The sequence below is a fragment of the Salegentibacter holothuriorum genome (genome assembly GCF_900168045.1).
GTDB lineage: Bacteria > Bacteroidota > Bacteroidia > Flavobacteriales > Flavobacteriaceae > Salegentibacter > Salegentibacter holothuriorum.
Genome location: NZ_FUYY01000003.1, coordinates 1 through 23879, shown reverse-complemented (window position 1 = coordinate 23879; position 23879 = coordinate 1). Strand labels below are relative to the sequence as shown.

27 protein-coding genes are annotated in these 23879 nt (G+C 36.5%); 12 read left to right on the top strand and 15 right to left on the bottom strand.

Features of this window, described 5'->3' with window-relative positions; translation table 11 throughout:
- Window positions 1–22: 22 nt before the first annotated feature.
- Together rsmH and mraZ are read right to left on the bottom strand one after the other, a co-directional pair.
- Complete coding sequence (rsmH, locus tag B5X51_RS08650; protein ID WP_079720788.1) at window positions 23–919, bottom strand: 16S rRNA (cytosine(1402)-N(4))-methyltransferase RsmH; 897 nt, start codon at window positions 917–919, stop codon at window positions 23–25.
- Entirely contained in the window at window positions 906–1373 is a 468-nt protein-coding gene (gene mraZ, locus B5X51_RS08645) for a division/cell wall cluster transcriptional repressor MraZ (RefSeq protein ID WP_079720787.1), read from the bottom strand. The genes rsmH and mraZ overlap by 14 nt, the downstream gene beginning before the upstream one ends.
- Before the next feature lie 280 nt (window positions 1374–1653).
- Between mraZ and B5X51_RS08640 the strand changes: the two genes are divergently transcribed.
- A complete protein-coding gene (locus B5X51_RS08640) occupies window positions 1654–2418 on the top strand; it encodes an alpha/beta fold hydrolase (protein ID WP_079720786.1) in 765 nt (254 codons plus the stop codon).
- A gap of 69 nt (window positions 2419–2487) precedes the next feature.
- Window positions 2488–3105: a ribosome biogenesis GTP-binding protein YihA/YsxC gene (yihA, locus tag B5X51_RS08635; RefSeq protein WP_079720785.1), complete on the top strand. Its 618-nt coding sequence runs from the start codon at window positions 2488–2490 to the stop codon at window positions 3103–3105.
- 343 nt (window positions 3106–3448) lie between these two features.
- Here the strand turns inward: yihA and B5X51_RS08630 are convergent, their stop codons facing one another.
- The 3 genes from B5X51_RS08630 to gldB form a co-directional block, all read right to left on the bottom strand.
- Window positions 3449–3808 carry a GTPase gene (locus B5X51_RS08630; RefSeq protein WP_079720784.1) on the bottom strand — a complete coding sequence of 120 codons (360 nt, stop codon included), beginning with the start codon at window positions 3806–3808 and terminating at the stop codon, window positions 3449–3451.
- A gap of 76 nt (window positions 3809–3884) precedes the next feature.
- On the bottom strand, window positions 3885–4223 hold the full coding sequence (gene gldC, locus B5X51_RS08625) for a gliding motility protein GldC (protein ID WP_057482192.1): 339 nt from the start codon (window positions 4221–4223) through the stop codon (window positions 3885–3887).
- A complete protein-coding gene (gene gldB / locus B5X51_RS08620) occupies window positions 4223–5182 on the bottom strand; it encodes a gliding motility lipoprotein GldB (protein ID WP_079720783.1) in 960 nt (319 codons plus the stop codon). Before gldB ends, gldC begins: the two co-directional genes overlap by 1 nt.
- Before the next feature lie 105 nt (window positions 5183–5287).
- On the opposite strand from gldB, the gene nadE reads away from it, so the two are divergent.
- Together nadE and B5X51_RS08610 are read left to right on the top strand one after the other, a co-directional pair.
- Window positions 5288–6079, top strand: a complete 792-nt coding sequence (nadE, locus tag B5X51_RS08615; RefSeq protein WP_079720782.1) for an NAD(+) synthase — start codon at window positions 5288–5290, stop codon at window positions 6077–6079.
- Window positions 6080–6193: 114 nt separating this feature from the next.
- Window positions 6194–6832, top strand: a complete 639-nt coding sequence (locus tag B5X51_RS08610; protein WP_079720781.1) for a response regulator — start codon at window positions 6194–6196, stop codon at window positions 6830–6832.
- Here the strand turns inward: B5X51_RS08610 and dnaG are convergent.
- The 4 genes from dnaG to B5X51_RS08590 form a co-directional block, all read right to left on the bottom strand.
- Window positions 6825–8789 (bottom strand): DNA primase, encoded by a 1965-nt coding sequence (gene dnaG / locus B5X51_RS08605; RefSeq protein WP_079720780.1) that lies wholly within the window; start codon window positions 8787–8789, stop codon window positions 6825–6827. The genes B5X51_RS08610 and dnaG overlap by 8 nt on opposite strands.
- Before the next feature lie 294 nt (window positions 8790–9083).
- Window positions 9084–10136, bottom strand: coding sequence for a YbaB/EbfC family nucleoid-associated protein (locus B5X51_RS08600; protein WP_079720779.1), 1053 nt, complete (start codon window positions 10134–10136; stop codon window positions 9084–9086).
- A 55-nt stretch (window positions 10137–10191) separates the two neighbouring features.
- The gene (locus B5X51_RS08595) at window positions 10192–11040 is read right to left on the bottom strand and encodes a hypothetical protein (protein WP_079720778.1); all 849 of its coding nucleotides are present in this window, start codon (window positions 11038–11040) and stop codon (window positions 10192–10194) included.
- Entirely contained in the window at window positions 11018–11587 is a 570-nt protein-coding gene (locus B5X51_RS08590) for an RNA polymerase sigma factor (RefSeq protein WP_079720777.1), read from the bottom strand. Before B5X51_RS08590 ends, B5X51_RS08595 begins: the two co-directional genes overlap by 23 nt.
- A gap of 134 nt (window positions 11588–11721) precedes the next feature.
- Between B5X51_RS08590 and rluF the strand changes: the two genes are divergently transcribed.
- From rluF to B5X51_RS08570, 4 genes are all read left to right on the top strand, one after another.
- Window positions 11722–12516 (top strand): 23S rRNA pseudouridine(2604) synthase RluF, encoded by a 795-nt coding sequence (gene rluF, locus B5X51_RS08585; RefSeq protein ID WP_079720776.1) that lies wholly within the window; start codon window positions 11722–11724, stop codon window positions 12514–12516.
- Between the two features lie 88 nt (window positions 12517–12604).
- Window positions 12605–13027: a VOC family protein gene (locus B5X51_RS08580; protein WP_079720775.1), complete on the top strand. Its 423-nt coding sequence runs from the start codon at window positions 12605–12607 to the stop codon at window positions 13025–13027.
- A gap of 18 nt (window positions 13028–13045) precedes the next feature.
- A complete protein-coding gene (locus B5X51_RS08575; RefSeq protein WP_079720774.1) occupies window positions 13046–14065 on the top strand; it encodes an AI-2E family transporter in 1020 nt (339 codons plus the stop codon).
- A gap of 30 nt (window positions 14066–14095) precedes the next feature.
- Window positions 14096–14497 (top strand): YkvA family protein, encoded by a 402-nt coding sequence (locus B5X51_RS08570; protein WP_317042107.1) that lies wholly within the window; start codon window positions 14096–14098, stop codon window positions 14495–14497.
- Between the two features lie 97 nt (window positions 14498–14594).
- Here the strand turns inward: B5X51_RS08570 and B5X51_RS08565 are convergent, their stop codons facing one another.
- The 4 genes from B5X51_RS08565 to argS all read right to left on the bottom strand — a co-directional run bounded on the left by B5X51_RS08565 (window position 14595) and on the right by argS (window position 19667).
- Window positions 14595–15503, bottom strand: coding sequence for a bifunctional 5,10-methylenetetrahydrofolate dehydrogenase/5,10-methenyltetrahydrofolate cyclohydrolase (locus tag B5X51_RS08565; RefSeq protein WP_079720773.1), 909 nt, complete (start codon window positions 15501–15503; stop codon window positions 14595–14597).
- Between the two features lie 34 nt (window positions 15504–15537).
- Window positions 15538–15906, bottom strand: a complete 369-nt coding sequence (locus B5X51_RS08560) for a four helix bundle protein (protein WP_079720772.1) — start codon at window positions 15904–15906, stop codon at window positions 15538–15540.
- Between the two features lie 34 nt (window positions 15907–15940).
- Window positions 15941–17269: a signal recognition particle protein gene (gene ffh / locus B5X51_RS08555; RefSeq protein ID WP_079720771.1), complete on the bottom strand. Its 1329-nt coding sequence runs from the start codon at window positions 17267–17269 to the stop codon at window positions 15941–15943.
- A 268-nt stretch (window positions 17270–17537) separates the two neighbouring features.
- On the bottom strand, window positions 17538–19667 hold the full coding sequence (gene argS, locus B5X51_RS08550) for an arginine--tRNA ligase (protein ID WP_079720770.1): 2130 nt from the start codon (window positions 19665–19667) through the stop codon (window positions 17538–17540).
- Between the two features lie 181 nt (window positions 19668–19848).
- On the opposite strand from argS, the gene B5X51_RS08545 reads away from it, so the two are divergent.
- A complete protein-coding gene (locus B5X51_RS08545; protein WP_079720769.1) occupies window positions 19849–20274 on the top strand; it encodes a hypothetical protein in 426 nt (141 codons plus the stop codon).
- Window positions 20275–20383: 109 nt separating this feature from the next.
- Window positions 20384–21016, top strand: a complete 633-nt coding sequence (locus tag B5X51_RS08540) for a MarC family protein (protein WP_079720768.1) — start codon at window positions 20384–20386, stop codon at window positions 21014–21016.
- 2 nt (window positions 21017–21018) lie between these two features.
- Here the strand turns inward: B5X51_RS08540 and B5X51_RS08535 are convergent, their stop codons facing one another.
- On the bottom strand, window positions 21019–21222 hold the full coding sequence (locus B5X51_RS08535) for a hypothetical protein (RefSeq protein ID WP_079720767.1): 204 nt from the start codon (window positions 21220–21222) through the stop codon (window positions 21019–21021).
- 69 nt (window positions 21223–21291) lie between these two features.
- Here B5X51_RS08535 and B5X51_RS08530 point away from each other — a divergent pair, with 69 nt between their 5' ends.
- Together B5X51_RS08530 and B5X51_RS08525 are read left to right on the top strand one after the other, a co-directional pair.
- The gene (locus B5X51_RS08530) at window positions 21292–22737 is read left to right on the top strand and encodes an SDR family oxidoreductase (RefSeq protein ID WP_079720766.1); all 1446 of its coding nucleotides are present in this window, start codon (window positions 21292–21294) and stop codon (window positions 22735–22737) included.
- A gap of 71 nt (window positions 22738–22808) precedes the next feature.
- Window positions 22809–23588 (top strand): BCCT family transporter, encoded by a 780-nt coding sequence (locus B5X51_RS08525; RefSeq protein ID WP_245828725.1) that lies wholly within the window; start codon window positions 22809–22811, stop codon window positions 23586–23588.
- Between the two features lie 18 nt (window positions 23589–23606).
- Here the strand turns inward: B5X51_RS08525 and tnpA are convergent.
- The coding region (gene tnpA / locus B5X51_RS08520) for an IS200/IS605 family transposase (protein WP_139374855.1) at window positions 23607–23879 on the bottom strand (273 nt) is incomplete at its 5' end.

The window sequence follows — 23879 nt, the reverse complement described above, 5'->3', positions numbered from 1 at the left end:
GTATATTACTGGCTTCCAAAAACTATAATTTCTTTGCCACCCTCAACTTAGCACTCCTAGCTCTATTATTTTCTTTAATCTCTTCTGCAGAAGGCACTATAAGACCCCCCACTTTTTTAAAGGGGACCGAAATATTTCCGTAAAAATCTTTTTCGGGCTCACCTTTAAACAAACCACTCCTTATATATCGCTTCACCAATCTGTCTTCAAGCGAGTGATAGGAAATAAGACTAATCCTCCCATTTTTTACCACCAAGCCTTCGGTTTGTCTTAAAAAATCTTTTAAAACCTCGATTTCCTGGTTCACTTCAATTCTAATTGCCTGATAGATCTGCGCCAGTACTTTATTCTCTTTACCTTTAAACAAATGCGGTTTTAGCAAATCGTTTAATTGCTCACTACTTTCTATTGGCTTTTCCTTTCTTGCTTCTACAATTAGCCTGGCCAGCTTTGGCGCATTTTTCAAATCGGCATACTCGTAAAACAACTTTTTAAGCTGCTCTTCTTCGTATTCATTAATCACCTCATAAGCACTCAGGTTACTCCCCTGATTCATTCGCATATCCAGACGTGCGTCAAAACGGGTAGAAAACCCTCGTTCTGCTTCGTTGAATTGATGCGAGGAAACCCCAAAATCACCTAAAATTCCATCGACTTTCTTAATCCCATAGAACCTTAAAAATCGCTTTACGAATTTGAAATTTTCGTGAATTAGCGTAAAACGCGAATCTTCAATGGTATTCTGTAAAGCATCTTTATCCTGATCAAAACCAAAAAGCTTCCCATTAGGACCAAGCCTGCTTAAAATTTCCCGGGAATGACCACCACCACCAAACGTAACATCCACATACACGCCATCCTCCTTAATATTAAGGCCGTCTACAGACTCTTTTAATAAAACCGGATTATGATATTGCATCTAAATCATCGTTTCCCATTACTTCTTCAGCGAGTTCAGCGAAATCATCTGAAGTTTCATCAATGGTGTTTTCGTATTTATCTTTATCCCAGATCTCTATAATATTTACTGCAGAAGAAAGCACGATCTCCTTATTAATTCCCGCAAATCCAACAAGATCTTTAGGAATTAAAAGTCTACCGTTAGAATCTACCTCCACCATCTTCACACCAGCAGTAAACCTTCTTATAAAATCGTTATTCTTCTTTTTGAAGCGGTTGAGCCCGTTAATTTTCTGCATTAAAACATTCCACTCTTGCATAGGATACAACTCCAAACAAGGCTGAAAAACCGAACGCTTTAACACAAAACCCTCTTGCAACATAGGCGCAAGCTGCTTCTTTAATGCTGAAGGAACCATTAACCGGCCCTTGGCATCTGCTTTACATTCGTATGTTCCAATGAGGTTTACCACTTCTATACTTTATAGAGTCAAATATATTGAAAAAATTACCACATTTTACCACTTTCTACCACTTTGTTAATAAGTTTATCAACTGTATTTAGCTGAAACACTATCAAGTAGGGCTATTCATTTAGGTTTCAGAGGCTTGGTTTTTATTGTGATTTTGTTGTTAAAAATTTTAAAAATGATAGAAGAAATGCATTACATAAATGGCTTTGCTATTTCTTAAAAATGATTATACTTGTAATGAAATCGCTATATTTGCGATTGCGAACCGCAAAGCCAATCAATGAAGAATAATTTAAGGCAAGAGGGAAAGTTTACGTACCTGGAGCAAGGAGAAGGAACCCCAATAGTTATTTTACACGGACTTATGGGCGGTTTAAGTAATTTTGATGGGGTTACCGAATATTTTCCGAAGCATGGTTATAAAGTTGTTATTCCAGAACTTCCTTTGTATTCCATGTCGCTGCTTAAAACCAGTGTACAGACTTTTGCTAAATATTTAAAAGAATTTGTAGATTTTAAAGGTTACGACAAAGTGATACTTCTTGGCAACTCGCTTGGGGGGCATATTGCTTTATTGGCCACAAAATTATACCCCGAAATGGTAGAGGCCCTGGTCATAACAGGGAGTTCAGGACTTTACGAAAATTCTATGGGCGAAAGCTATCCCAGACGAGGTGATTATGAATTTATCAAGAAAAAAGCACAGGATGTTTTTTACGATCCAGAAGTAGCCACCAAAGAAATAGTAGACGAAGTTTATGAAACGGTAAGTGATCGTAATAAACTGGTAAAGACCCTTGCTATTGCCAAAAGTGCCATTAGACATAATATGGCTAAAGATTTACCAAAGATGAAAACTCCAACCTGTATTATTTGGGGAAAAGACGATCATGTAACACCGCCTGAAGTTGCTGAAGATTTTCAGCGTTTACTTCCAGATGCCGATCTTTACTGGGTAGATAAATGTGGCCACGCCGCTATGATGGAACATCCAATAGAATTTAACGAGCTACTTCATGCCTGGTTAAAAAAGCGAAATTTCTAAGCCATAGAAGTTTAGATTTGCTGCTGCTGGCACTTACATTAAATAAGATTACTTTCAAAAAAGATTAAAATGAAAATCAAGTCGGCTGAATTCGTGATAAGCAACTCACGTGTAGACAAATGTCCGAACAGCAAACTCCCGGAATACGCTTTTATTGGCCGCAGTAACGTAGGAAAGTCTTCTCTCATTAATATGCTTACAGGCAGAAAAACACTGGCAAAAACCTCGGCCAAACCTGGAAAAACACAGCTTATTAATCATTTTTTGATTAATAAAAACTGGCATTTAGTAGACTTACCCGGTTATGGATATGCTAAAGTCTCTAAATCTACAAAGCGTACTTTCCAAAAATTTATTACCGCTTATTTCGACAAACGCAAACAAATGATTTGCGCATTTGTACTTATAGACAGCAGGCACGAGCCGCAACCTATAGATATGGAGTTTATGCAGTGGCTTGGGGAGAACAATGTTCCTTTTTGCATCATTTTCACCAAAGCCGATAAAATGAAACCAAAGGCCCTGGAAAGAAATATCAATAATTACCAGGATAAAATGCTGGAAATCTGGGAAGAGATGCCAGAGTTTTTTGTAAGCTCGGCAACCGCTAAGCTAGGGCAGGATGAAATCCTGGACTATATTGATGCTATTAATGACGAATTGAATTCTGCAAATTCTTCAATTTGAATCAATCTTATACTAAAAATTTAAATTATTCATTTTTTCCATTGATGAAAAAACGAATCAAAAAAATCTAGGCTTACGAAAATTTATCTAAATTTTTCGCTCTTTCCCTAAATTTTAGGAACTCGCCTTTAGAGACCGTGTTTTTGAGGCTGTTTAAGCTGGCTCAAACAGCCTAAAATTTTACGGGAACTTCACTTCAAATTTTACGATAAATTTACGATAGGCCAAAGTAAGACTTCATATGAAACAATTCTAAAGATTAAAAATTCTCCCCAAATTCCTTCGAATAAACGTTATTAGGGCATTTCATTAAATTATTTAGGAATCTATTATTCTAAAATATTTAAAGCCGCTCTTCAATAAGCAAAATTAAAGCACCAGTATTTTCTACCTGTTCCAATTCTTCACTAGTTATAAAAATACCCATTTCAGCTTCATCTTCCCACAATACGATCGGGAAGGTATATTTATAGCTAAACTTAGAAGCATACTTCTTTCGGAATTCATCTATATGTAGAAAATCCATTTCTACTTTAGACTTTTGCCGAAATTCTTTCCACTGTGAATTTTCAGAAAAAGTTCCATAGGTAACCTTGCAAAGATTGCAAGCATAAGATTTTGGACTTACAATTTTATGCAGCGCATCCAGAACAGCATTATGTGTTCCGGAAAATGCGTTATAAACAAAGATGAGTTTTTCCACTCGATAATCCAGATTTAATATTCCGTTTTTAAATTAAAATATTCCCAGGTATGTCCCGTGAACTCACTCAAGGTAGTTATTTTTGAGTGATTTCTAATTTTTCAGCAAAATAATCGCAGAAATCTTTCATCGTGGCGGTCATTTTCTCGTCCTGTGTGGCACGGTTAAAAGTATCGCTCATAGAAACAAGCGTTTGGTGAAAGAATTTCTTCATTTCATCTACCGGCATATCTTTAGTCCAAAGATCTATGCGCAAGGTTTCTTGAGATTTGCTATCCCAAACAGAAAGCATTAAAGCCTTTGCATCTTCCTTATAAACATTTCCGTCTTCCGCACTCCAGGTAATTTCTTCTGGCACTCGATTTTCATCGGTAACCACTTCTATATTTATCTCTGACTTTTTAAATTCTGACATTACTTTCTTGGTTTAAAATTGGCTTTATTAAATATTGTTTCGGCATCTGTTGCTATCATTTCTTCTAAAGATGCAGCGGTTTTATCCATATAACTGCGCACAATTTCCCATCCTATATATTGCCCCAGCATAGCAGGAGAATCGGCGTCTAACTGCAGGTAGAATTTTGAAAAAGGCGCAGGATATAGAAACCGCGAATAAAGTTCGGTATCGGTATCAAAAAACAGTTCGTTCTCTACAAAATACCGCCATATTTGCGCTTCGTTATTTTGTGCCCAGACGTATTCATCTTCGGTATAACCTATCTTTTCTGCATCAGCTATTTCAGGAATAAACCTATCTTTTAAGTACAGTAATTTTCCGTAATAAATCATATGCGCCAGGAAAGTTCTTGATTCGGGTCTTTCTACATATTTTTCAGCATAGGCATTGGCAACATCCGGAAGTATCTGCTCCTTCTTAAAATTCTTCTTTAAGAATTCCTGAATTCCAATATAGAAATGATGATCCTCTCCCAAATAAGTATCCAGGGAAATGAATAAATAATCATCCTGAAGAATCACCTTGTTTTTATAATCAACTTCAGAAGTTACCGTAAATACTTTTGGCGCTTCAAATTGCGGGAAATAATATTTTATATGCTGAAAAAGACTGTGAAGTTCTGCTTCTTTATTTTCAAAAGAAGGAAAAGCTTTGCCAACCTCTTTATCTATTTCCTGCTGAATGGTATCATTTAGTTTCGCTATCCAAACACTATCTGAAAATTGCTGCGGAAACAAAAATGGATATTCCTTCTTTAGCTCCGGAATTTCTTCTGGTTTAGCTTCGGCAAATTGTTTATCAAAACGCAGCAATTCAAAATCTACCGGCACTTCTGCGATCTCCTTTTCAATTTCGGCTTCCTCGTTGCAGGAAACAAAAGCGATGATACAGAATAGGAAAATTATTTTCTTACACATAGGGATTCTTTATGAAGGCTTTAACGCCCTGCCCTTTTAATAATTATGTTTAAATAGTAGATTTGTGTGCAAAGGTATTATTTACAAACTTAATCACCCAAAATTATGCAAACTGAAAAAGTGGTAGACCATATAGTTAACTGGTTAAAAGATTACGCTACAAATGCAGGAATGAACGGTTTTGTGCTTGGCATTAGTGGCGGAATTGACTCTGCAGTTACTTCTACACTTTGTGCTAAAACAGGTTTGCGTACACTTTGTCTTGAGATGCCAATTCACCAGCAAACAGATCAGGTAACCAGGGCGCAACAACATATTAGCTGGCTAAAAACACATTATGCAAACGTGAGCAACCTGGAAGTTAACTTAAGCCCGGTCTTCGATAATTTTAAAAAGGTAATTCCAAACGTTGAATCTTCTGAGGCTTTAGATCTTACTTTAGCAAATACAAGGGCGAGATTAAGAATGTCTACGCTATATTATTTTGCCGGTTTGCATAGTTACCTTGTAGCCGGCACCGGGAATAAAGTAGAAGATTTTGGCGTGGGATTTTATACTAAGTATGGAGATGGCGGCGTAGACTTAAGTCCAATTGCCGACCTTATGAAAACCGAAGTCTATGAAATCGCCAAATTTCTTGGAATAACCAATGAAATTATAGAAGCCGTACCAACAGACGGACTTTATGGCGATAGCCGTAGTGACGAGGATCAAATTGGCGCATCTTATCCAGAGTTGGAATGGGCCATGAAAGAAACAGAAAAAGGTAAAACTGCTGAAGACTTTGAAGGAAGAAAACAAGAAGTTTTCAATATTTACAAAAGTCGAAATAGATCTAACTCCCACAAAATGAATCCGATACCGGTTTGCAAAATACCCGTTAATCTTAAAAAATAATCTTTTTATCGAATAAAGTATTCAGAAAACGGAATGAAAGATTAATTCTGTTAAATTTAGTAGTATAAATGCGCTTGCCCTACCCTGGCGTATTTTTCAAGCAAACTAAAAATTATGAATACAGTATTAATTGCAGATCATCACCCTGTGGTGCATCAGGGTATTCGCCATATTCTGAAAAATAATCCGGCTCTGGAAGTTGTGGGTAGTGTACATAGCGGAATGGAATTATATGGTTTTTTAAGTGAACGCCAACCCGATGTCTTGATTATAGAAATAGATCTTCCTGAAATAAATGGAATAAATGCACTTCGCACCATAAAAACCGACTATACCAAAACAAAAATCCTGGTTTGCACCGGGCATCCAGAAGAAGTTTATGCGCTAAGCGCTATCAAGGCCGGGGCAGCTGGCTATATTTCTAAAATGGCAAAACCTGAAGAACTTGAAAAAGCTATTTACCAGGTAGCACGAGGTGGAATTTACCTTAACAAAAAAATTACAGAGAAGCTAAATGCAGGAATATCTCCCGGAAGAAATTTAATCGCAAAATTTAAAAAACTTTCTACAAGAGAGTCTGAAGTTTTAAACCTCATTTCTGCAGGTAAGCGAAATAAAGATATTGCAGAAGCCCTTTCCATAAACGAAAAAACGGTAAGTACTTACAAAACAAGATTGCTTAAAAAACTACAGGTAGATAATGTTGCTGATCTAATTACCCGTTCTCGCTTATTACAAATAAGCACTACATAACCCGATTCAGTTTTTCTGAAAGTACTTTCTTTAGCGTCAAATAATCTTTTACATCTTCCAATACATACTGGGTTTCCTGCCCTTCATCAGGAGTTTTTACTTTTTCCGAAAGCTCATTAATTTTTTGATTTATTAAAAACCTACGCAAAGAAAGAATGGTTTCACTAACGTGCCGCGAAATTGTTTCGGTTTTTGCTTTTACAAAAATGTTTTGTCTATCCCATTCGTGCAATTTGTATTGCTCTTCTTCCATTAAAATTGAAGTGATCTCTGAAGCCTGATCTGGATTAATATCGTTGATGAAATTCTTTACTTCAAATTTCTCTTCACTATTTAAACGAGCCATTAATTCGGTATAAATATCCCTGAATTTAGGATTCGCAAAAGCAATTTCATCTTCCTGAAGATCTAAAAATATCTTTTCAAAAACCCTGGTTTTTTGCACTTCTTTTTCCAGGCCAAATTCCCCATCCTCTTTTTCTTTAAGCACAAGATCCTCAAATTCTTCCTCTACAGTACCATATTGCAGCAAAAGACTTATAATTTTTTTCTCCAGCTCGTATTGTTCGTCTACTTTAGCAGTTTTAGGTTGCGGTTCTTCTTTAACCACATCAAAAGACTTTTTCTGCTGTTGTTGCTGCGGGGAAGTTCTTCCACTTTTTGCATTTAATTGTGCTAGACTGGAAAACAGCACATTTTCAGAAATATCCATTATTCTGGAACATTCCTGTAAATAAACTTCCTGCTGAATTGTATCTGGAATCTTTGAAATACTGTTTACAATATCACGAATTAATTCTGCCTTTTTAACCGGGTCTTTTTTAGCTTCTTCCATAAGTAAAGAAGCTTTGTAGCTAATAAAATCCTGGGCATTTTCTTTTAAATATTCAGCCAAAGCTTCGTCTGAATTATTTCTTGCAAAACTATCAGGATCTTCTCCTTCCGGAAAAGTACATACCCTAACATTCATACCCTGTTCCAGGATTAAATCTATTCCGCGAAGCGAAGCTCTTATTCCGGCGGCATCACCATCAAACAGAACGGTAATATTTTTAGTTAGCCTATTAATTAACCTAATTTGCTCTGGTGTTAAGGCAGTACCTGAGGAGGATACCACATTTTCAATCCCGCTTTGGTGAAACTGAATCACATCGGTATAACCTTCAACCAGAAAACAATTATCTTCTTTGGCGATTGCCTGTTTCGCAAAATTTATCCCGTATAAAACCTTACTCTTATGGTAAATATCACTTTCAGGGGAATTCAGGTATTTTGCGGCCTTTTTTTCGTTAGTAAGAATTCTTCCGCCAAATCCCAAAACCCTACCAGACATAGAATGAATGGGAAACATCACTCTTCCCTTAAAGCGATCAAACTGCTTTTCGCCTTTTACTATGGTGAGTCCTGTTTTTTCCAGGTATTCCAGTTTGTAAGCTTCAGCAAGGGCTTCTTTAGTGAAATCGTCCCATTCGTCTAAAGAATAACCTAGCTCAAACTTTTTGATGGTTTCTAAGGTAAAGCCTCGTTCCTTAAAATAGCTTAACCCAATAGCTTTCCCTAAATCGGTTTTATGCAGGTTTTTCTGAAAATGCTTATTGGCAAATTCTGAAACCAGGTACATACTTTCCCGCTCGTCGGCTTGCTGTTTTTGCTCGTCGCTTTGCTGGGTTTCTTCGATCTCAATTCCGTATTTTTTGGCAAGGTATTTTATGGCTTCAGGATAGGTAAAATGTTCGTGCTCCATTAAAAAGGCTACTACATTCCCTCCTTTTCCACTCGAGAAATCTTTCCAAATTTGTTTTACAGGAGAAACCATAAAACTAGGCGTACGTTCATCACTAAACGGACTCAAACCTTTAAAGTTTGACCCCGATTTTTTAAGCTGAACAAAATCCCCAATAACCTCCTCTACGCGAGCGGTTTCAAATACATTGTCTATGGTAGATTTTGAGATCAAATTCTTTGTGGTTTAAGCATTTAATGAGGAAGTCTGAAAAGTCTAGTTCCGTCAAACTTGTTTCAGCTTCTAACATGATATAATTATCAATATTTTAGATCCTGAAATAAATTCAGGATGACGATTTTAAACACTTTTCAGACCACCTCTTTGCTAGGCGAGCAAAATTACTAAATAAAAAGCGGCTAATTCTAATGTTTTATTAAGTAAAATTAGATTTGATCCCGCTCTTCAGCGGGATAATTCAACCAACCATATTTTAGACGCCAATGGCTTTAAAATATGATGTTTCATTTAATCGACATCAAACCTAAGTCCTAAAGAAAAGTTGTGTAATTCTCTATTTGGATCCTGAAATATTGGATTTAGATCATATTTCCCGTAGAGCGTGGCGCCACCCCAGCCCAGGTAGGCACTTAATCCGTAAACTAAATCGTTGGTATTATAATTATTTTTAAGCTTCTCCTTCACTTTATCCCCATCATCCTTATATTTTAATTTTTGACGTTCCCCAATATTGAAACCGGCATAACCACCAAATCCAATTTTTAGCATTTTATAGGTTGAAAAATGTAAACGGCTTTCAGTTTCTGTTTTCTTAGACGGGCCAATTTCAAAATGAACAGGAACAACCAGGTTATCCATTCTAAATTTAGATTTATCCAGATCTATCGCAAATTCCTGGAGATAGGTTTCATTTCCATCTTCTACAAAAATGCGATTATCGGTAGGCTTTAAACCGTTGAATTGAAATGAAAGTCCGTAACGAACTCGAAGCCAGTTTGTTTCTTTAAAAACCCGTGTTTTCCACGCCCAACCAATTTCAAAGAAACGGCTTCCTGCCAGTTTAAAATCTGAATTATTCAAAGACTGCCCTTTTTCTAAGGCGTTATTGAAACCGGCGGCAATTACTAGATCGCTTGTTGTACGCTTATCATATTTTTTCTTGGTATTTATATTAATATCCAGGACTTTTCCTTTACCGCCAATCGCGATATAATTTCCTGAAGAATCGGCATTCCTATCGCGTAATTCCATTTCGTTTTCCAAAATGGCAATTTTATTTTCAATATTTTTGGCGTGCTTTTCAGCCAATTCTTTTTTTTCTTTTTCCGCCTCTTCTTTCGTGATTTCACCTCTTTCCAGCTCTCCATTTATACGCTCTATCTGGTATTTGAGCTTTTCTTTTTCCTTAGCAACAATTGCTGCTTTTTCCTTTTCAAAAAATTCTTTCGCCTTTTCTTCTGAAGAAAGCTCAACTTCTTTTAAAGCAATTTCCTGTGCACTAACTTCCTGTAATCCTACACTAAACAACGAAAGTGTGATATAAAAAATAATGGTTTTCATGATAATTGATTTTAAAGTTTGATGAATGACCCGTTTGTGGGGTTTTTGATGATTATTAATAATTTCTGTTGGCAACCGCCGTTTTTGCTTTGAGGTAACCCTCCTTAAGAACCTCGAAAACTTTGGCTTTAAATGATTGGTAAATTTCGTCTTCTACTTCGGCTAAAAGTGCATTTGCATTAATCTCGCTGCCCGAAGTATATAACTGTGAATTTCTTTCTCTACTTAATTCTGATGCCGCTTCAGCCAATAAAACATCAACCTCATCCTCAGAAATTTCATCATTCTTAGCGGCTGCCGCAATTACTTCTTCCAGTTTGGACTGAATTAATTTTTCTTCGGAAACCGGTGGTTCCAGGCTAATTGTTTCCAGCGCAACTGCTTCTTCAATTTTAACTTCTTCCAAAACCGGTACTTCAGGAGCTTTTTCTGCTAATATTGAAGGTTTAGACTTACTGGCTACTTTATTTCTTATCTCCTTTTCAGCTGGTTTTTTTTCTCCCCCTACCTTTTCTTCCGAAGCGATTTGCACATTATTTCCAGGCTCATTGCCTTCTGGTTCCTCAAAAATCTCATTTACCGGTTCCTCTACAATTTGAGGAGTTTCCGAAGTATTTGGGTTCCAAAGAAAAGTTCCTGCGACTAGTAAAATGGCAACTGCTGCTGCAATATATTTCCAGGGTTTCCGGGAAGTTTTATTTTCTTCAGCACTTAGTTTTGCGTCTAACTTTTCCCAACTTCCGGCTGAAGGCTTAATTTGCCTTTGTTCCAGTTTTTTCTTTGCCTCTTTTTCGAATTCATTCCCAACAGTGGGTTTAATTTCTTTAGACTTACCCTTATTTTCAGAAGTATTTTGTGACTTAGATTTCCCGGACTTTTTTCTATATTCTTGATTCGATTCCATAATCCGATGTATTTTGTGTTTTTAACTGTTCCTGCAACATTTTTCTCGCCTTAGATAATTGCGATTTTGAAGTCCCTTCGGTAACCTTCAGCATTTTCGCAATTTCGGCGTGTTTATATCCTTCTACCGCATACATAACAAAAACCATCCTATAGCCTTCCGGCAAATTGTCTATGAGGTTTTGAATATGCGCAACATTAAGCTCCGTATTCATTTCAGCCGAAAAACCAGGATCTGCGATTTCTTCATCACTAAAAACAATTTTCTTTTGCGACCGAAGAAAAGAAATTGATTCCCTGACCATAATTTTACGTATCCAGCCTTCAAAACTTCCTTTAGATTCAAAATCTTTAAGGTGTGTAAAAACTTTTAGGAAACCGGTTAGCATCACTTCTTCGGCGTGGTGTATATCTTTAATATACTGCCGGCAAACGCTAAGCATTTTCCCTGAATGCAACTCATACAATTCGCGCTGCGCCTTACGGTCTTTTTTAGCCGCACGCTTTATTAGTTGAGTTTCGCTTTTAAAAAGTTGAATTACTTTCACCCGATTTATTTATTAAAAAGGCCTTCTATTTACATAGACGCATGAAAGTTACAAAAGGTTGCCTGTACCTTGATTATTTTTTAAAAAATTAGTTTCGCAGCGAATTCTTGTATCTTTGTAACACAATCTTTTTTATGTCTGAACAAAAGCTTACCCGAATAAATAAATACTTAAGTGAAATAGGTTACTGCTCACGCCGTGCTGCCGATAAACTCATAGACCAGGGCCGGGTAACCATTAATGGAACCGTACCCGAAATGGGAACCAAAATTGCGCCCGGTGATTTAGTAAAGGTTGACGGCAAAGCGGTATCAGAAGCAGAGAAAAAAGAGCCTAATGTTTACCTGGCTTTCAACAAACCTATAGGTATTGTTTGCACTACAGATACTCGCGTTGAAAAAGATAACATCATTGATTTTATAAAATATCCCAAAAGAATTTTTCCTATTGGCCGATTAGACAAGCCTAGTGAGGGACTTATTTTTCTCACTAACGATGGTGATATTGTTAATAAAATACTACGCGCAAAAAATAATCATGAAAAGGAGTATATCGTCTCGGTAAATAAACCAATTACTCCAGATTTTATTAGAAGAATGGGGAATGGCATTCCTATCTTAGGCACCACTACCAAAAAATGTGAAGTAGAAAAATTGGGAAGAAATGATTTTAGAATTGTACTCACCCAGGGATTAAATAGACAAATCCGTAGAATGTGCGAATTTTTAGGTTATGAAGTTACCGCGCTTAAACGTATTAGGATTATGAATGTAAGCCTGGATGTACCTGTAGGAACATACCGCGACCTTACTAAAGAAGAGCTTGCCACAATCAATGGCATGGTAGATGAATCCAGCAAAACAGCAGAAGCTTCAGCATTAAATAAAATTCGAGAAAAAGCTACGGGATCCCGAAAAAATAAATCTTAACACATTATTAGCGCAATGGCTTGCCGGCATGTTAGGATTACTTGTTAACTTTAATTGTGTATTAATTTACGTCAAAAAGTGACAATTTATGAAGGTACAGCCATTTCATCTAGCCATACCGGTTTCAGATTTACAAAAAGCCAGAAAGTTTTATAAAGAAATCCTCGGTTGCGGCGAAGGCCGTAGCAGTGATGACTGGGTAGATTTTAATTTTTTCGGTCATCAACTGGTTATTCATTATAAACCAGTAGAAGAAACCGAAAAAGCACATAGTAATCCCGTAGATGGCAAAGATGTACCGATACCACATTTTGGCGTAGTCCTGGAATGGGATGTATTTCAGGAATTTTCTAATTTACTAAGGTCAAAAAATATTGAATTTGAAATTGAGGCTTATATTCGTTTTAAAGGGCAGGTTGGCGAACAGGCTACCATGTTCTTTAAAGACCCTTGCGGAAATGCTCTAGAATTCAAAGCCTTTAAAAATAAAGAACAACTATTTGCAAAATAACCAACCAACTATAAAAATATGAATAGATTAAAACCGGCTTTAGTACGGCAAATTTTCGTACTAATGCTCATCCTATTTTTAACGGTTTTAATTTTTAAAGAAATTATACCTTACCTCACAGGGGTTTTAGGAGCAATAACCCTATACGTTCTTTTACGGAACTGGATGAAGAAATTGATTACCCGAGGCTGGAAACCACCAGTAGCTGCAGCGCTTTTAATGGCCGGTTCCTTTGTGGGCATCCTGGTTCCTATCTCATTAATTGTGATTATGCTTTCTTCAAAAATCAGTAAAGCGGTAGCTAATTCAGAAAGGGTGATTAGGGCAGTAAAAGATCAACTTGCGGAAGCTGAAACTTATATTGGCTATAGCTTAAGTGATTCTATAGATACAGCCTCTGTTACCAACTGGATGTCCGGAAATCTACAGAGTTTGGCAGGCGGCACTTTCAATGCATTTATCGCAATTGGGATTATGTACTTTATGCTTTATTACATGCTTGTAAGACGGGATTCTATGAAAACTTCCCTTATTTCTTATATCCCATTAGGAAATGAAAATCTGCAAATAATAGGTAAGGAAAGCGATCAATTAGTAAGATCTAATGCACTGGGAATACCATTGGTAGCAATTTTTCAGGGAATTATAGCGCTTATTGGTTATTTAATTTTAGGTGTGCCAGATCCTTTCTTTTGGTTTGTAATTACCGCTATAGGATCTATGATCCCATTTATAGGTACAGCTATTGGAATTATTCCTGTGGTCATACTTTTAATAGCCCAGGGCGATAATTGGCAGGCTATTGCAATGCTGATCTATGGATTCGTGGTTGTTGGCTCTACAGATAATTTAATTAGGCTTTATATTTTAGACCGACTGGCCGCTGTACACCCCCTTATCACTCTATTTGGTGTTATTGTAGGCGTACAGCTTTTTGGTTTTATTGGATTAATTTTTGGGCCTTTGCTCATTTCCTTGTTTTTATTAATTCTAAAAATTTATAAGAAGGAATACGGAAATGCCCACGACCGACTTTAAAATAATTAATAATCAACAAAATGAAGAATTATGAATATGTTCAGTAAAAAGAAGCAAGAGATTGATGAGGAATATCTAAAAAAAGGTGTTGCGAAAGTAAAAGATGGAGATGTAGAAATTGCGGCAAAAAATCAGGAAAAGATAGAGGATAAAATTGTAAATGCCAGCACACTTAGAAAGTACACCGAACTTGGAAAATTAATGTTTGGGATGCTTCAAGACTATAGAAAGGGCGTTTACCATAGTGTACCCTGGTTTACCATTGCCTCAATAGTTTTTGCGCTTTTATATGTTTTAAATCCCTTAGATTTAATGCCAGACTTTATCCCGGGACTTGGTTATGTAGATGATTTTGCCATTTTAACCGTAACTCTAAGGTTTATTGAAACCGATCTTCATAAATATCTAGATTGGAAACTTGAAGAAAATTAAGCTTATTATATTTCTAAATTAGAAACATAAAAAAATCCTATCAATTCCTAAAAGTAATTAGGTTGATAGGATTTTTTTTAAGCTAAACTCCAGAAGGCTATTTATCAGCTTTACTTCTTTCCTTTGCTCTCTTTTTATGGCGCTCTGTGGCCAACAATGTATTTTTAAGCAACATAGAAACCGTCATTGGCCCTACCCCGCCCGGTACAGGCGTAATATATGAAGCACGCTTGCTTACATTATCAAAATCCACATCTCCCTTAAGTACATAACCTTTTTCCGTATCATCATTTGGCACCCTGGTAATTCCAACATCAATAATAACGGCATCATCCTTAATCATTTCTGCCTTTAAAAAATCTGGAATTCCAACGGCGATAATGATGATATCTGCCTGGGAAGTGATTTGTGTAATATTTTTAGTAAATTCATGAGTTAAGGTTACGGTTGAGTTTCCAGGGAAACCACTTCTACCCATCAAAATACTCATTGGCCTACCTACAATGTAACTTCTACCAATTACCACGGTGTGCTTTCCTTTAGTAGGAATATCATAACGCTCCAGTAATTCTAAAATCCCAAATGGTGTAGCTGGTATAAAAGACGTCATGTCCAAAGCCATTTTTCCAAAATTTGTAGGGTGAAAACCATCTACATCTTTATCTGGATCTACGGCATTTAACACCTTTTGAGTGTCAATTTGCGGCGGTAAAGGAAGCTGAACAATAAATCCGTCTATATCGTCATTCTGATTTAGCTCTTCGATCTTATCAAGCAGTTCCAATTCACTTACCGTATTTGGTAATCTATAAAGAGAAGATTCAAACCCAACGCGTTTGCAAGACTTCACTTTTGCATTTACATAGGTCAAGCTGGCACCATCGTTCCCGACTATAATTGCAGCTAAATGAGGCACCTTTTCACCTCTTTCTTTAATTTTCTGAACTTCAGCAGCAATCTCATCTTTAATATCGTTGCTGGTTTTTTTTCCGTCTAAAATGATCATCTCAGTTAGCAGTACTTTAGTTGGCAGTTAGCAGTCAGATTTTGACTCCAAATTTACCAGGGTTATTTTTCATATAATTTATTAATTTCCCAACCTCTTCACTTTGAGATTGTAAAATTATCTTATTTTCTGCCGGCAAATATTCACAGGCTTCTGCAAAATCGAGCCATAATTGAGTTTCAGCATTCTCAGAATCAGCATCTGTGAGTTTATTCGTGAAATATTTAGGGTATTCTCTTTTTCGATAAGCCTCAGCGATGGCAGAACAAACACTTCTTGAAGATCGAATAATTTGATTGCTTAAAGCAAATCTTTCTTCAACAGGAAAAGTCTTTGAAAGTTTAAAAACTTCCATAGCAAGGTCAAAAGCTTTTTGATATGCGTATAAGGTCTTAAAACTCATTTTACTGCTAACTGCCTACTGAAAAACTGCCTACTTACTTCATTCCCTTCATCATTTGCATCATCTTCTGGCCGCCGCCGCCTTGCATCATCTTCATCATTTTACCCATCTGGTTAAACTGTTTCAACAATTGGTTTACCTCCTGTACCGATGTTCCCGAACCTTTACTAATTCGCTTCTTTCTGCTTGAATTTATCACTTTTGGGTTGCTTCGTTCCTCCGGAGTCATCGAGTGAATTATCGCTTCAATACCTTTAAAGGCATCATCATCAATATCTACATCTTTCAGCATCTTTCCGGCTCCCGGGATCATTCCCATAAGGTCTTTCATAGACCCCATTTTCTTGATTTGCTGTAATTGCTTCAGGAAATCGTCAAAACCAAACTGATTCTTAGCAATTTTCTTCTGAAGTTTTCTTGCTTCTTCTTCATCATATTGTTCCTGGGCACGTTCCACAAGGGAAACAACATCTCCCATCCCCAAGATCCTATCGGCCATACGGTCTGGATAGAACACATCTAATGCGTCCATTTTCTCACCGGTACCAATAAATTTAATGGGTTTATTAACTACAGATTTAATGGAGATGGCTGCACCACCACGAGTATCACCATCTAATTTTGTAAGAATTACGCCGTCAAAATTTAATCTTTCATTAAAGGTCTTTGCTGTATTCACCGCATCCTGACCCGTCATAGAATCTACCACAAATAAAGTCTCGTGCGGTTGGATTGCTTCATGGATATTAGAAATCTCGGTCATCATCGCTTCATCTACCGCTAAACGACCGGCGGTATCTATAATTACCACATTATGGCCGTTTTGCTTGGCGTGAGCAATTGCAGCTTTAGAAATAGCCACAGGATCCTGATTGCCTTCATCTGAAAACACCTCAACACCAACTTGCTCTCCAACTACATGCAACTGATTGATTGCCGCAGGACGATAAACATCACAAGCTACCAAAAGTGGTTTTTTAGTCTTTTTATTTTTAAGGAAGTTTGCCAATTTCCCAGAGAATGTGGTTTTACCACTACCCTGTAATCCAGACATTAGAATTACCGAAGGATCGCCAGAAAGGTTGATACCTTCTGCTTCGCCACCCATTAATTGAGTAAGCTCATCTTTAACCAATTTCACCATCATCTGGCCTGGCTTAAGAGCGGTTAATACATCCTGCCCTAATGCCTTCTCCTTTACTGTATTGGTAAAGTCTTTGGCAATTTTATAGTTCACATCGGCATCCACCAAAGCACGTCTTACTTCTTTTAAAGTTTCGGCTACGTTTACCTCGGTAATTTGCCCGTGGCCTTTTAAAACGTGTAAGGCATTATCTAACTTATCACTTAAACTATCAAACATAATTTTTCCTATGGTTTAATTTCCCATAAAGGGTATAATTCTGCCGAGGCTTGCCCCGATATTTCGAAAACTTTTTTCAATTTAAACCTTCAGTATCTAACCCGAGGTTTTTATATCGTTTTTCAACGAATTGCAAATTTAATGATTTGAGCCTGAAGTGAAAACTTTTTATTTCAGTTCTCAGTTGTCGACTATCTGTTTCCCGTTCTGTTCAAATCTAAAATTAAAATCTTAGCTTTGATACCCCCTTCGGGGCCTAGGGGGCTTTCTACATTCTTTCTGGCACTTGAATTCCTAATAAGCCAAACGAAGACTTAATAACATTCCCTACACTGTTCGCTAATTGCACCCTTAAACTTTTCTCGGTAGCATCTTCGGTTCCCAATATGGTTACATTTTGATAAAATGAATTGAATTCTTTTACCAGATCATAAGTGTAATTAGCGATTAATGCCGGACTATGATTTTCTGCCGCAAGCTGAATTGTTTCCGGATACAACTGGAGCTGCTTGATTAACGAACGTTCTTTTTCGTGGAACTTATAGCTTTCCTCAACCGATTTAAATTCGAAATCGGCTTTCCTAATTATAGATTGAATTCTCGCATAAGTATATTGAATAAACGGACCGGTATTTCCTTGAAAATCTACCGATTCTTCAGGATTAAAAAGAATTCTTTTTTTAGGATCTACTTTTAAAATATAATATTTTAAAGCACCTAAACCTATAATTCGGTAAAGTTCTTCTTTTTCAACATTGGTATAACCGTCTAATTTCCCTAATTCTTCAGAAATATTTCGGGCAGTTTCGGTCATTTCAGCAATAAGATCATCGGCATCTACAACGGTTCCTTCCCTACTTTTCATTTTTCCGCTTGGTAAATCTACCATTCCATAGCTTAAATGATATAGGTAATCTGCCCAATCAAATCCGAGTTTTTTCAGAATTAAAAATAAAACTTTAAAGTGATAGTCCTGTTCGTTACCCACGGTATAAACCATCCCGCTAATATCAAAATCTTTTACACGCTGAATAGCAGTACCAATATCCTGTGTCATATAAACAGCGGTGCCATCGCTTCTTAAAACGATTTTTTCATCCAAACCTTCATCGGTTAGGTCTATCCAAACACTACCATCTTCTTTTTTATAAAAAATCCCTTTCTCAAGCCCCTGGTTAACTACATCTTTCCCTAACAAATAGGTCTCACTTTCATAATAATTTTTATCAAAATCTACTCCTAAAGCATCGTAGGTTTTCTCAAAACCATCATAAACCCATTGATTCATTTTCTCCCAAAGCGCAACCACTTCAGGATCACCAGCCTCCCATTTTAGCAACATTTGCTTGGCATCTTGAAGAATTTTAATATTATTAATAATTTCCGGTTTACCCTCAATTTTTATTAAAATAGAGTTAATCCCGTTTTTCAAATAATGGGCAATTAATTCATCTTCTTCTGATTCAATATTACCTACACTTAAAAAGGTATTTCTGTTTAAAAATGCTATAAATTTTCCTTTAAATAAAAGAATCGCTTGATCTTGCTTATTATTTTTGTCTAGAATAAAATCTGAACGATAAAAAACCTTTTTATCAATTATCTCAGTATCTAAGTCAGTTTTTTCATAAATATATCTTCTAAGAACCTTTTCATATTCTGATTCTACAATTTTGAGAAAAGGCTCATCTACTGAAGAAAGGTTTTCCCATTGATTTTTTAAATTGGCCTTTTCTATTCTGGCTTTCAACTCATTTTCTGCAACTTTACGCAACTCCTTTTTATATTCCTGGTCAAACTTCACATAATAATTCCCAACCAGTTTATCTCCTTTTAAGCCCGTAGATTTTGGGGTTTCGCCATTTCCGAAACGTTCCCAGGCCAACATAGATTTACAAATATGGATTCCACGATCGTTAACAATCTGGGTTTTATAAGATTTATTTCCAGCAGCGCTTAAAATTTCAGCCACAGAAAATCCTAAAAGAATATTTCTAATATGCCCTAAATGCAAAGGTTTATTGGTATTTGGTGATGAATATTCCACCATAATCCCTTTAGCATCTTCAGCTGCAGGGAGTATCCCAAAATCTTTTCTATCTTTAATTTCATTGAAAAAATCCAGAAAATAGGCATCGCTTAGCACAATGTTCAAAAAGCCTTTAACCACATTAAATCCAGAAACCTCAGATACGTTTTCGGCTAGATAATTTCCAATTTCCTCCCCCAATTTCACAGGATTGGTTTTTAAGGTCTTTAGCATAGGAAATGTCACCAAAGTAATATCGCCTTCAAAATCCTTACGTGTAGGCTGAAATTCTAAATTTTCAATTTCAACATCATAAATCTTTTTAACAGCATCTTTTACGTGGGCAATGAGGGTACTTTGGAGTTCCATTTCTTACTTCTATTTATTGTTTTAAGCGCTGCAAAGATAACAGAAAATAGGCTTTTGCCTATAATTTACTCGATAATCGAGATTAAATGCACCGAGACTTATCTCGAAATTGTAAATTATTTTTTCTTAATGCTTCATGAGCATGTCCCGAAGTAATTTACTTATCTTTAAACAAAAAGCTATGTTATTAAATATCTCTTATAACCGAAATAAAACCAAAGAGAAAATTGATAAGGAAGTTGGCAAGCCTTTTACGCTGCTGGCGCGTATGAAATTAAATGGCACAGGCTCACCAAAACTACATATTACCGATACCAGTATTGATATTCACAATCTCCTGGTTTTAGATAATAATGCCAATACCTGCAATGTAGAAATGAGGCCCAACGGAATTATTGTAATGTTTAGGTCTTTACTGGAAACTTACGCGCTTGTTATACCGTATTACAAACTTCATCTTTATAAAGGCAAAGCCGAAGAATATTCTATTTATAAAGACCATTCTAAAATTAAGGTAAAGGCAGACACTCCTGCTATACATAAGTATTTTAAAAAGATTTTAGATCATAAAGCAGACAATGCACCTACCCAAATCCAGGATCTTTAACTGTAATTTTACACGTTGCATCCCGGCTCATCTAATTTTAATAATACAATATTAATCCAGACATAATTTTTAATTGGCACTTCTAATGCAATTTTGCCAAAAAAAATTAATGGAATTATTTGTTTATGTATTCGCAGCCCTATTTTCTGTAATAAACCCTTTGGGAACAGTGCCTATTTTTGTGGGATTAACACAAGAACATTCCGCTTTAGAACGTTCTAAAACATCCTTATTAACAGCAATAAATATTTTTGTAATTCTATTGATTTCATTTTTTACAGGAAGATTTATTCTACAATTCTTCGGAATCAGTATTGAATCGCTAAGAATTGCAGGCGGACTAATAATCATAACTTCAGGATTCGCTTTACTTACAGGTTCTTTTTCTAAGCACAAGGGCATGGAAAAAGAAAGGGTAAAAAATGATGTTTTTCAAAGAGACAGTGTGTCCCTAACACCGCTGGCTATACCAATGTTAGCAGGGCCGGGATCAATATCAATGCTCATTGGAATGTATGAAGATTATACAGTAATTTCGGAAAAGATCACTACAATTCTAGCTATTCTTGGTGTGTGTATAGCTACTTTCCTTGTTTTAAAAAGTGCGCACTATATCGTAAAAATGCTAGGGGCTTCAGGAATTAATGCTATTTCCCGAATTATTGGTTTTATTGTAATAGCCATCGGAATTGAATATATCAGCTCTTCTGTGGTAATCGTCTTGAGTAATGTTTTCAAATAGAGTTAACGTTTCCCAAAGGCCAGTCCACCTATAAGAGCCAATACACCAAAGCCAATCATCGCGTAAGATTGCGTATTATCACCGTGAGCTTCAATTTGCAATGGGCCGGCATCAATAGCAAATTCGGGTGTTATTAGTCTATATACTCCATACCCAATCATTCCAACCCCAATTACCAGAAGCACTATTTTAAGTACGTTATTCATTTTATAAAGTTTTACTAATCCAGGTGAAAAGTACTAATTTAATTGGTATTTTAAGCTTAAAATTTTTCTATGAGAATTCTTCTTACAGGTGCCAATGGTTATATTGGAATGCGATTGCTCCCTGAACTTTTGGAACAAGGTCACGAGGTAATTTGTGCGGTTCGAAACAAAAACCGATTTACTTCTAATGAAGAGCTACTGAAAAGAATAGAGGTCGTAGAACTTGATTTCCTTAAAGATGAAGAAGCGCCTGAAAAAATAAAAAATATCGATGTTGCTTACTACCTAATTCATTCTATGAGTGGATCTACCAAAGATTTTGATAGCCAGGAAGCAGAAGCGGCCAGAAATTTCAACAAGGTAATGAGCGGCACTTCGGTGAAGCAGGTTATTTACTTAAGCGGTATAATTAACACAGAGGAACTTTCTAAGCACCTTAAATCCAGAAAAAAAGTTGAGGAAATTCTTTATAATGGTAGTTTTAAACTCACCGTTTTAAGAGCGGCAATAATTGTAGGCTCTGGGAGTTCTTCCTTTGAAATTATAAGAGATCTCTGTGAGAAATTACCGGTAATGGTGACACCAAAATGGGTTGACACAAAATGCCAGCCTATTTCTATTCGTGATATTATTAAATTTCTCACCGGAGTAATTGGGAAAGAAGAATGTTATAACCAATCTTTTGATGTTGGTGGTCCAGATGTACTCACATACAAGGAAATGATGTTGAAATATGCCGAAGTTAGAAATCTAAAACTTTGGATCCTTAGCGTACCGGTAATGTCCCCAAAGCTTTCCTCCTACTGGCTTTATTTTGTAACCTCAACTTCATACAAACTTGCCCAAAATCTCGTAGATAGTATGAGTGTAGAAGTAATTACCAACGACACTCGTCTACAGGACATTCTAAATATTGAACCTATTGCTTATACCGAAGCTATAGAACTTGCTTTTTATAAAATTGAGCAAAACCAGGTAATTTCCAGCTGGAAAGATTCTCTAAGCAGCGGCCGTTTTAATAAAGAATTGAACAAATATATACAGGTTCCAAAATACGGATGCCTTCTGGATAAGCAATCGGCCAAAGTAGAAAATCCTGATGAAGTCCTGGAACGTATCTGGGCTATTGGCGGTTTAACCGGTTGGTATTATGGTAACTGGTTATGGAAATTTCGGGGATATATAGATAAGTTTTTTGGCGGTGTAGGATTGCGACGAGGCAGAACACACCCCAACAAAATAGCTTCTGGAGATTCTTTAGATTTCTGGCGTGTACTTTTAGCCGATAAAGAAGAAAAAAGACTCTTGCTTTTTGCTGAAATGAAAGTTCCAGGCGAGGCCTGGTTAGAATTCTGTATAGACAAAGAAAATGTGCTACATCAAACTGCTACGTTTAGGCCAAAAGGTATTTGGGGACGCCTGTACTGGTATGCCATGTATCCCTTTCACTACTTTATTTTTGAAGGAATGCTGAATAAAATTGCCAAAGGTGTATCAAAGAAGCAAATAGCTTAATTCCCTCTGAATTCTTTAAATTTGAAAACCACTTATTGAAGAGGTTAATATAAACTGAATAGCAGCGAATTTTGACGCAAATTTTCCGGGCATTTTCTAAAAATCCATTGCTTTATCTTGCATCAGGCATCCTATTTTTTCTCGCGCTCTTTATCTTTTTCTTTACCGATTTTTTCTATGAGCTTATAGAAATTGGCTCTATTTGGGTACGCGAACTCTTTGGAGGATTTTACCTATGGCTTGGTTTATTATGCGTTTTGTTTCTCATTTATATCGCTTTTTCAAGATTTGGAAAGATAAAGTTGGGGAATTCTCCACCAGAATTTAACCGACTTTCATGGATTGCTATGCTTTACAGTGCCGGAATGGGTTCAGGGATTCTATTGAGAGCCGTTCAGGAACCGGTTTTTATGTTTTTAAATCCGCCTATAGAAACTAGCTCGACTTCTGAAGTAATTGCCCTGGAATATACCTTTTACCAATGGGGTTTCACCGCATGGGCATTCTATGGAATATTCGCATTACTTATCGCATACTCCCTATTTGTTAGAAAATCTGATATTCTTTTAGGAACCAGTCTACCTCAGCTTAAAAGAATAAAATATCTACCCGAGGGAGTAAATTTACTTACTATTCTTACTACCGTTTTTGGGCTGGTTGCGGCAATTGGTTTGGGGACCACGCAAATTGAAGGCGGCATTAGCCACCTTACTTCCACACATGCGGGAACGCTATGGGTTATAGTTTTATTGGTTTTTATAATTTGTTTCGTAGCATTTATTTCGGCTTTCGCCGGAATAAAAAAAGGACTAAACCACTCTGCACTCCAAGTGCAGAGGTTTTTTTACTAGGGACTGAAAGTCCCCAAGCTATTCCAATATGAAATTGGAATTATCATTCGTATCTCGACGATGATGTTCCAAATATTCATTAACCATCCCATCAGTGATATTTCCTGTACTCCAAACTCCATAACCACTTGCCCAAAAATGTTGTCCCCAATACCGCTCCTTCAGTTTGGGAAATTCTTGTTGAAGTTTTCTGGAAGTTCTACCTTTTAACTTCTTTAAGATGGTGCTTACATTTAATTTCGGAGCATATTCAATATGCATGTGGACATGATCAGAACTAACGACTCCTTT